At 57.3% G+C, this 8,380-nt stretch carries 9 protein-coding genes; 8 read left to right on the forward strand and 1 reads right to left on the reverse strand.

The window, feature by feature from the left end:
• The 8 genes from M0974_RS04950 to M0974_RS04985 all read left to right on the forward strand — a co-directional run.
• On the forward strand, positions 1-631 hold a 631-nt coding region (locus tag M0974_RS04950; protein WP_297833507.1), incomplete at its 5' end, for a hypothetical protein.
• A 37-nt stretch (positions 632-668) separates the two neighbouring features.
• Positions 669-2,147 carry an NADH-quinone oxidoreductase subunit M gene (locus M0974_RS04955; protein ID WP_297833522.1) on the forward strand — a complete coding sequence of 493 codons (1,479 nt, stop codon included), beginning with the start codon at positions 669-671 and terminating at the stop codon, positions 2,145-2,147.
• Positions 2,148-2,172: 25 nt separating this feature from the next.
• Positions 2,173-3,648: an NADH-quinone oxidoreductase subunit NuoN gene (gene nuoN / locus M0974_RS04960; protein ID WP_297833509.1), complete on the forward strand. Its 1,476-nt coding sequence runs from the start codon at positions 2,173-2,175 to the stop codon at positions 3,646-3,648.
• 72 nt (positions 3,649-3,720) lie between these two features.
• Positions 3,721-4,029 carry a DUF2818 family protein gene (locus M0974_RS04965; protein WP_297833511.1) on the forward strand — a complete coding sequence of 103 codons (309 nt, stop codon included), beginning with the start codon at positions 3,721-3,723 and terminating at the stop codon, positions 4,027-4,029.
• An 18-nt stretch (positions 4,030-4,047) separates the two neighbouring features.
• The gene (locus tag M0974_RS04970; RefSeq protein ID WP_297833513.1) at positions 4,048-4,659 is read left to right on the forward strand and encodes an NUDIX domain-containing protein; all 612 of its coding nucleotides are present in this window, start codon (positions 4,048-4,050) and stop codon (positions 4,657-4,659) included.
• A gap of 338 nt (positions 4,660-4,997) precedes the next feature.
• Complete coding sequence (locus M0974_RS04975; RefSeq protein WP_297833515.1) at positions 4,998-5,471, forward strand: DUF1178 family protein; 474 nt, start codon at positions 4,998-5,000, stop codon at positions 5,469-5,471.
• Positions 5,472-5,576: 105 nt separating this feature from the next.
• Complete coding sequence (locus tag M0974_RS04980; RefSeq protein ID WP_297833517.1) at positions 5,577-6,053, forward strand: MaoC family dehydratase; 477 nt, start codon at positions 5,577-5,579, stop codon at positions 6,051-6,053.
• Positions 6,054-6,197: 144 nt separating this feature from the next.
• On the forward strand, positions 6,198-6,704 hold the full coding sequence (locus tag M0974_RS04985; RefSeq protein WP_297833519.1) for a MaoC family dehydratase: 507 nt from the start codon (positions 6,198-6,200) through the stop codon (positions 6,702-6,704).
• A 53-nt stretch (positions 6,705-6,757) separates the two neighbouring features.
• On the opposite strand, the gene M0974_RS04990 is transcribed toward M0974_RS04985, so the two are convergent.
• The gene (locus tag M0974_RS04990) at positions 6,758-8,281 is read right to left on the reverse strand and encodes an MFS transporter (protein WP_297833520.1); all 1,524 of its coding nucleotides are present in this window, start codon (positions 8,279-8,281) and stop codon (positions 6,758-6,760) included.
• Between the last annotated feature and the right edge of the window lie 99 nt (positions 8,282-8,380).

Here is an 8,380-nt window from a genome sequence, read left to right on the forward strand (position 1 = left end):
CGATCACGATCACGGTCATGGTCACGGCCCGCACGTTCCGCACGAAACATCGTGGGTCATCACGCTTCCCCTGATCCTGCTGGCGATTCCGTCGGTGATCATCGGTGCGATTGCGGTCGGCCCCTTGTTGTACGGCAGCTTCTTCTCGCATGGCGTGGTGTTTGACCAAGTGATCGCGGTCGGCACCAACCATCCGGGCATGCACGACATGACCGAAGAATTCCACGGCTGGCTGATGATGGCGGTGGAGTCGGTGCAAGGCCTGCCGTTGTGGCTGGCGCTGGCCGGTGTCGTGACGGCATGGTTCTTGTATCTCAAGCGTCCTGAGCTGCCGGCGAAAATCAAAGCGGCATTCCCAGGCATCTACAAGTTGCTGGAAAACAAGTACTACCTGGACAAAATCAACGAAACCGTATTCGCAAAAGGCGCCGTCTCATTCGGCACCGGTTTGTGGAAAGAAGGTGATCAGGCGGTCATCGACGGTATCGTCAACGGTAGCGCACGCTCTGTGGCCTGGTTTGCCGGCGTGATCCGCTTCCTCCAATCCGGTTATATCTATCATTACGCGTTCGCCATGATTCTTGGTATGTTGGGGCTCCTGACCCTGTTTGTAACGCTCGGCGGCAAATAAGGCGAGGGGATAATAAAAGAAGCAATCACTACCACTTCTGAGCCTGGCGATCTGGATTCCGATCGTTTTTGGCGTGCTGGTTCTATTCGTAGGTTCCGATCAAAATCCCGCTCCGGCACGCTGGTTTGCCTTGTTCGGATCGTTGCTCGGGCTGCTGGTCACGATCCCGCTGATTAGCGGTTTCGATAACGGCACCGCGGCGATGCAGTTTGTCGAACAAGCCAAATGGATCGAACGCTTTAACATCACCTATCACCTCGGCATCGACGGTATTTCGCTGTGGCTGGTGGTGCTGACGGCTGTCACCACCGTGATCGTGGTGATCTCGGCCTGGGAAGTGATCACCAAACGTGTGTCGCAATACCTGGCCGCGTTCCTGATCTTGTCCGGCTTGATGATCGGTGTGTTTTGCTCGATGGACGGCATGCTGTTTTATGTGTTCTTCGAAGCGACGCTGATCCCGATGTACATCATTATCGGGGTGTGGGGCGGACCGAACCGTGTGTATGCGGCTTTCAAGTTCTTCCTTTACACCTTGTTCGGCTCGTTGTTGATGCTGGTGGCGTTGCTCTACTTGTACACCCAGTCGCACAGCTTCGATCTCGCTACCTGGTACCAGTTGCCGCTCGGGTTCATGCCGCAAATCCTGATCTTCATCGCCTTCTTTATGGCGTTTGCGGTCAAGGTGCCGATGTGGCCGGTGCATACCTGGTTGCCGGACGCCCACGTTGAAGCGCCTACGGGCGGTTCGGTGGTGCTGGCCGCCATCATGTTGAAGCTCGGCGCTTACGGTTTTATCCGCTTTTCCCTGCCGGTGGTGCCCGACGCGAGCCATTTCCTGGCACCGGTGGTCATCATCCTGTCGCTGATCGCGGTGATCTACATCGGCTTTGTGGCACTGGTGCAAAGCGACATGAAGAAGCTGGTGGCGTATTCGTCCATCGCCCACATGGGTTTTGTCACGCTGGGTTTGTTCATCTTCAATCAGATCGGCAGCGAAGGCGCGATTGTGCAGATGATTTCGCACGGCTTTGTCTCCGGCGCGATGTTCCTGTGTATCGGGGTGCTGTACGACCGTATGCATACTCGCGATATCGGCGAGTACGGCGGGGTGGTCAACACCATGCCGAAGTTTGCCGCGTTCTCGATGTTGTTTGCCATGGCCAATTGCGGCTTGCCGGGCACCTCGGGTTTTGTCGGTGAATTTATGGTGATCCTCGGCGCGGTCAAGTTCAATTTCTGGATTGGTTTCCTGGCAGCGTTCACGCTGGTGCTGGGCGCGGCTTATACCTTGTGGATGTATAAGCGCGTCATTTTCGGCGCAGTCGCCAATGCCAACGTGGCGAAGTTGCTCGATATCGGCAAGCGTGAATTTTTCATGCTCGCCTGTCTTGCCGCACTCGTTTTGTTTATGGGCGTTTATCCGAAACCCTTCACCAATGCTATGCACGAATCAGTGGCGAACCTCCTCTCCCACGTCGCGCAGTCCAAGCTGCCGCAGTTGTCGGCGCAATAATAAAGAGCGGAGGATTTAAAACACCATGCAAAACGCCAATATTTACCCTCTGCTACCCGATGCCTTGCTGATGCTGGCAGTCGTCGTAGCGTGGCTTAACGACACCTTCGCCGGCGACGCCGGCCGTAAGCTGACCGCCGGCATCGCGCTGTTTTCGACGCTGATCGCCGCGGTCTGGTACGGTGTGCTTGCCACCGATCCGCACACCTACTATTTCTTCACGAATATGTATGTGGTCGATCCGTTCGCCAACCTGATGAAGGCGTTTGTGACGCTGGCTTACGCGGTCAGCATCGTCTACTCGCGCAAGTACCTTGAAGCACGCGACCTGTTTCGCGCCGATTATTACCTGTTGGGCATGTTCTCCTTGCTCGGCCAGTTGGTGATGATTTCGGGCAACAACTTCCTCACCTTGTACCTGGGCCTCGAACTGATGTCCTTGTCGCTGTACGCTGTGATTGCTTTGCGCAAGACCAGCCCGGTGGCCAACGAAGCGGCCATGAAGTATTACGTGCTGGGCGCCATCGCCTCCGGCTTCACGCTGTACGGTATTTCGATGGTGTATGGCGCGACCGGCTCGCTGGACCTGGGCGAAGTTTTCCGCGCTATCAGCTCGGGCCGGATCGACACCGCGGTGCTGTTGTTCGGCGTGATCTTTATCGTCGCGGGTATCGCCTTCAAGATGGGCGCCGTGCCTTTCCATATGTGGGTGCCGGATGTGTACCAGGGTGCGCCGACCGCCATGACCTTGCTGGTCGGCGGCGGCCCGAAGCTGGCGGCGTTTTCCTGGGGCTTGCGTTTCCTGGTGGTCGGTTTGCTGCCGCTGGCGGTGGATTGGCAGCAGATGCTGGTGATTCTGGCCGCGCTCTCGCTGATCGTCGGTAACATCACCGGTATTGTGCAGAAGAACGTCAAGCGGATGCTGGCATATTCGGCGATTGCCAATATGGGCTTCGTGCTGCTGGGCCTGTTGTCGGGCGTGATCGACGGCAAGGCCTTGGGTGCCGCCGATGCCTACGGTTCGGCAACCTTCTACGGCATTACCTATTTGCTGACCACGTTGGGCACCTTCGGCATCGTGATGTTGATCTCGCGCCGTGATTTTGAGGCCGACAATATCGACGACCTCAAAGGCTTGATGAAACGCAGCCCGGTGTTCGGCTTGGTGATGACGCTGTTTATGTTCTCCCTGGCCGGGATCCCTCCGCTGGTGGGTTTCTACGCCAAGTTGTCGGTGCTGACGGCGACCATGAACGCCGGCTTGACCTGGTTGACCGTGCTGGCCGTGATCACTTCTTTGTTCGGTGCCTTCTATTACCTGCGTATCGTCAAACTGATGTGGTTCGACGAACCGGTTGATACCAGCCCGCTTGAAACCACGCTGTGCGCGCAAGCGTTCATGCTGCTCAACGGCTTGGCGATCATCGCCCTGGGTATTTTCCCCGGCGCCTTGATGACCTTGTGCCAGCACGCTTTGCAACTCAGCTTCTTCAAGCTTTAAACCGTTGTAATAAACGGCTTAATTAAGCTGCTTTAATTAAGCCGCTTTAATCACTTAGTGGAATCGGTCTCAATGTCGGCAGCGGGTTGGTTTATCGTGTTAGTGGCACTGTTCGGTGCCAATCTACCGTTTTTTAATCAGCGCCTGTTTGCGCTGATAACGCTGCCCTCGGCCGCCCCCGCCGGCCGCAAGTCAGGCTGGTTGCGGCTGCTTGAGCTGATTGTGTTGTATTTTGTGGTTGGCGGCTTGGGTTATGTGCTGGAGTCACGAGCCGGTAATGTGTTTGCGCAAGGATGGCAGTTCTACGCTATCAGCTTCAGTCTATTTTTGGTGTTTGCCTTCCCTGGCTTCACCCTCAGATACCTCGTCAAACATCGCTAAACGTTATCGGAGGCTCGGATGCCGGATCTACACCAGGTGAACCTAGCCGACCCAGAAGCCGATAAGGGCTTGATCGAAATCCAGACCTCAAGCGTGACTGTGTATACCGGTAATTTCCTCACGGTTAAACGTGACACGGTGCGCTTGCCTGACGCTAAATCCGCCACCCGCGAATATATAGAACACCCTGGCGCGGTAATGATCATCCCGCTGTTCGATGACGGCCGAGTGTTATTGGAGCGCCAATATCGCTATCCGATTGCTCAGGTCATGATCGAATTCCCGGCGGGCAAGCTCGACCCGGACGAAGGGGCCCTGGCATGCGGTGCCCGTGAATTGCGCGAAGAAACCGGCTATACGGCGCGCGAGTTTGTCTTTATCACTCGCATTCATCCGGTCATTTCCTACTCGACCGAAATCATCGACATCTATCTGGCTCGCGGATTGACGGCAGGCCCCAGCGATCTTGACGACGGCGAATTCCTGGAAACCTTCAAAGTTGAGGTCCGCACTTTGCTGGATTGGGTTCGTTCGGGCAAGGTCAGCTACGTCAAAACCATCATCGGCACGTTCTGGCTCGAAAAACTGCTGTCGGGTAGCTGGGGGCTGGGCCCCATCCTCACGGTTTAATTACCGCGGGAGAGCTCGCAGCAGGGCGGCCCCGGCCAGCCATCCAGGAGATTCCTGCCCGGCCAAGGCGTTCTGGAGTGAAAACTCCGTATGAGAAGCCCCGAATGCTGTTGCGGCACGCTGCGCCGGTCCCTGCGTCCCTTTGTCCCCCCTGACCGCAAAGCGCATGCCTCGACCGGCCCGGGCTTTTCCCAAACGCGTAACGATAGCGTTACGCGATTTCACGCCACGCGCTAGAATGCTTATCAGTGCAGGGTGCCGCGCTATGCACGGCCTAGTCGCACACCTCCTTGCCGAATTCCATTTCGACGCCGCCGTCCGGCTTGCCCAGGCTCAGTATGAAAGTTCTTGATTTGTGTTGTGCCAACCAGCATCGTTTTGAAGGCTGGTTTAAATCCGAAGATGATTTCGAGTCGCAGATGGCCCGCGACCTGATCGGCTGCCCGTTGTGTAATTCGACGGCGGTGACCCGTATGCTGTCGGCGCCGCGCTTGAATTTGTCGGGTGCCAGCGCGCCCGAAACCGCCGTTCCAGGCGCCGCCCGTGTGCCCGCGGTTACCTCCGGGCCTGCCGCGCAGGCGATGGGCCGAGCCCAGGCGGCCTGGTTTGCCGCTGTGCGTCAGATTGTCGAAAAATCTGAAAATGTGGGCGAGAGATTTGCCGACGAAGCGCGCAAGATGCATTATGACGAGGCGCCGGTGCGTAACATCCGCGGCGTGGCCAGTCGCGACGAAATGCACGAATTGCTTGATGAAGGCATTGAAGTCTTGCCTTTGCCGATTCCCGAAGCGTTGAAAGATCCGCTACAGTAAGCCGCATATGGAGCGTCGGGCAGCACAAATCGATAAAGGTCACAGAATCAATCTGTATGTCGGTGGACTTTAGACCATTTATCCCTACATCAGCGGCCAAGCTCAATGACACGTAAAAGCTACTTCGAAGATTTTTTGGTTGGCGCTACCTTAAGTCTGGGGGAACACACCTTTTCCCAAGACGAGATGATCGCATTCGCGGAAAAATTCGATCCGCAGCCGGTTCACATCGACCCTGACGCCGCGCTCAAATCCGATTACGGCGGCCTGATCGCAAGCGGTTTATATACGTGCTCGGTAATGATGGGCATGCTCACCAGGCAGGTGTTGCTGGACTCGTCAGCCATGGGTTCCACCGGCATCGACGAAATTCGTTGGCTCAAGCCGGTACGGCCGGGCGACACCATGACGGTGTCACTGGTGATCGAAGGCGCGCGCCTGTCGCATACCCGCTTCGATCGCGGGGTGATTGTGATGCGCTGGGACGGTGCCAATCAGCATGGCGAACAAGTGGTGTATGTGCGGGCCAAACTGATGTTCGGCCGCCGCCCACCGCCTGCCATGGACAGCCTTTTGGTCTGAACGCCCGCTTGGCGCACCGCCGGCGACGCCGCGCAGCAAGTCCCTTTTGGGGGCGCCGCGCAGCAAGTCCCGTTTGCGGACGCCACGACTGGAAAACATCGCTCAGGCAACATTGTTCGAGCAACATCGCGGATAGGATAGGGCATGCGGGAATTCGATAACGCCGATGCGCTGGTCAAGTCGGTAGGGCAAGAAGTGGCGGTCAGCGCATGGGTCGAGGTCGAGCAGCATGCGATCGATCAATTTGCCGATGCCACGGGCGATCACCAATGGATTCATGTCGACCCCGAACGTGCCAAACGCGAGTCGCCGTTCGGCGCACCGGTCGCGCATGGCTTTCTGACCGTCTCCTTGATTCCCGCTTTATTACAGCAAAGCGTGAACATCGCCCAGCGCATGGGATTGAACTACGGCCTGAATAAAGTCCGCTTCCCCGCGCCGGTGCCGGCCGGCAGCCGGGTTAGAGCCCGCTTTACGATTCAAGCCGTGGACCAGGTGGGGGATGCCGCCCAGCAAGTTCCGTCTGGGGGCGTGGCGCAGCAAGCGCCTGCCGCTGCCATCAGCCAGGTGACCTGGGTCATCACAATGGAATGCGAGGGTAGCGAGAAACCGGTTTGCATCGCAGAACTGATTACTCGGCACTACCACTGACGTGTGCTGAAGCGGGCCGCCTATTCTTTCTCCATCGATGTGCAATACCGCATTTATTGCGCAACTCGACGGCCATCAAGCACGATCAGTAGCGTGCACAAGGTCAGTCCAGAAACGCCACCCAGTAGCCACATGGAAGCCCGGTATCCGTCGATAAAGAAGGTGTGGAAAACCGCCAGTGCGCTTTGAGGCGCCAGGCCGGTGTGCTGCCGCAACGACGAAATAGCCGTCTCGGGATCTGCAATCAGGTGCGCCACCCAAGGGCCACGCGACATCGAAAGCGCGGTCAAATTTTGCAATAGACTGCGGGTGGCTCTCGCTTGATAGACCAATACACCAAACGCCAGTCCCACAGCGCCGCCGATGTTATGCACAGTCCACGAGGACCCTATCGCGACGGCGCTCATACTGTGCGGCACCGCCGAAAGGGCCGCTACAGTGGCAGGACCGAGCACGCAGGCCCAACCCATGCCCATCAAGACGAAGGCGATCGCGATATCCGTCAAGCTTGTATGTTCGGAGAACAGCGCCTGCAGCAAGGCGGAGAGTGCGAACAGGGCGAAGCCGCCGACGAGCAACGGCTTTACCCCGATCCGGTCTGTCAGCCGGCCCACGACAGGTGAGAGGAGGGCGACAGTTGCCGTAGTGGGAAGTAACATCAATCCGATTTGGTACGCTTGCAGGCCCTTGATCGTATGCAGGTAGAGCGGCATCAGGAAAAATGCCAGGCAATAGAAAAAGGCCAGTGCGGCATTGGCGATCGCGGCGGCTACGAAAGTACGGTTGGCAAATAGATGGAACTGCAGTATCGGTGAATCGACCCCTTGTTCAACCTTATAGAACCCGATCAGTGCGAGAGCCGACAAGGCAAACACGCCGAGCGTCAGCGGTGTGAGCCAGCCCCACGCAGCGCCTTGACTCAGGCCCAGTATGCCGCTGGATAGTCCGGTGATCAGCAGCGTCAAGCCGGCCCAGTCGAGCTTCGAACCCGATTCTGGGCTGCTCGATTCCTTGACACTGACGAGGCAGATCAGCAGACTGAGCAGGATCAGCGGTACATTGATCAGGAAGATCCAACGCCAGCCAAGGAGGCTGACGATGAAGCCGCCTGCTACCGGACCAAGCGCCAACCCCATTCCATTCGCGCCGAACAGCAGACCGATTGCTGTGCCACGTTCCTGCTCTGGGAAAGCGTGCGAGACGATGGTGCCGGACGCGGTATACAGTACGGCGCAACAGATACCTTGCAACAGTCTGAAGCCGATCAGCCAGGTAATATCAGTAGCTATTCCGGCGGCCAGCGACGCCACTCCGAAACCGATCGCACCCAGGTAGAGCGTACGTCGGCGGCCATACATGTCGGCGATGCGGCCCATCACGACCATGAATGCCGATAGCGCGAGCAGAAAGATATTGATGATACATTGGAGTTCACTTACCGTTGCGTGCAGGTCGGCGCGGATGGCGGGCAGTGCGGTATTGACGATGGTGAAGTCGATGCAGCCGAGGAAACTCGCGATGCTGACCCCCGTCAATACCCAGTATTTTCTGTGGTGTTCGGGGAAGGGAACGATCAAACATACCTCCGATGTGTGAGCTAATCTGTTTGGACTTCAGCGGAATGCGCGCTGCCCGTTTTACACATTTTCATTGATCACGTTGCCGAATCGGTAAAC

Source organism: Pseudomonas sp., assembly GCF_026224925.1.
Taxonomy (GTDB): Bacteria; Pseudomonadota; Gammaproteobacteria; order Pseudomonadales; family Pseudomonadaceae; genus Aquipseudomonas.

Coding starts and splice junctions, on each gene's coding strand:
- M0974_RS04975 (WP_297833515.1), top strand. CDS start 4,998: ATGAAAGTTCTTGATTTGTGTTGTGCCAACCAGCATCGTTTTGAAGGC.
- M0974_RS04985 (WP_297833519.1), top strand. CDS start 6,198: ATGCGGGAATTCGATAACGCCGATGCGCTGGTCAAGTCGGTAGGGCAA.
- M0974_RS04965 (WP_297833511.1), top strand. CDS start 3,721: ATGTCGGCAGCGGGTTGGTTTATCGTGTTAGTGGCACTGTTCGGTGCC.
- nuoN (WP_297833509.1), top strand. CDS start 2,173: ATGCAAAACGCCAATATTTACCCTCTGCTACCCGATGCCTTGCTGATG.
- M0974_RS04970 (WP_297833513.1), top strand. CDS start 4,048: ATGCCGGATCTACACCAGGTGAACCTAGCCGACCCAGAAGCCGATAAG.
- M0974_RS04980 (WP_297833517.1), top strand. CDS start 5,577: ATGACACGTAAAAGCTACTTCGAAGATTTTTTGGTTGGCGCTACCTTA.